General features: G+C 63.6%; 1 protein-coding gene. It reads right to left on the bottom strand.

The window, feature by feature from the left end; all coding sequences use genetic code 11:
- Nucleotides 1-220: DUF3138 family protein (locus U5775_RS39370; protein ID WP_322063491.1), on the bottom strand; the 220-nt coding region annotated here is incomplete at both ends.

The following is a 220-nucleotide window of genomic DNA, read 5'->3' on the forward strand; positions in this document are numbered from 1 at the left end:
TCCCACATAGCTGCCCGGATCCGAGAAGTCGTAGAGCAGGTTGTGCGTGAGCGTGAGCATCTGGTTCGACTGCTGCACCTCGTAGCCGCCGAAGCTCGACATGAGACCGGCCACGAAGGTGCCCGTGGCCGTGACCGGCACCGTGACGACCGCCGTGTTCAGGATGTTGTTGCCGATGTCGCCATGCTCGTTGGCGAGCAGCGTGATGCCGTTGCCGCGA

This window comes from Paraburkholderia sp. J63 (genome assembly GCF_905220245.1).
In the GTDB taxonomy this organism is placed as follows: domain Bacteria; phylum Pseudomonadota; class Gammaproteobacteria; order Burkholderiales; family Burkholderiaceae; genus Paraburkholderia.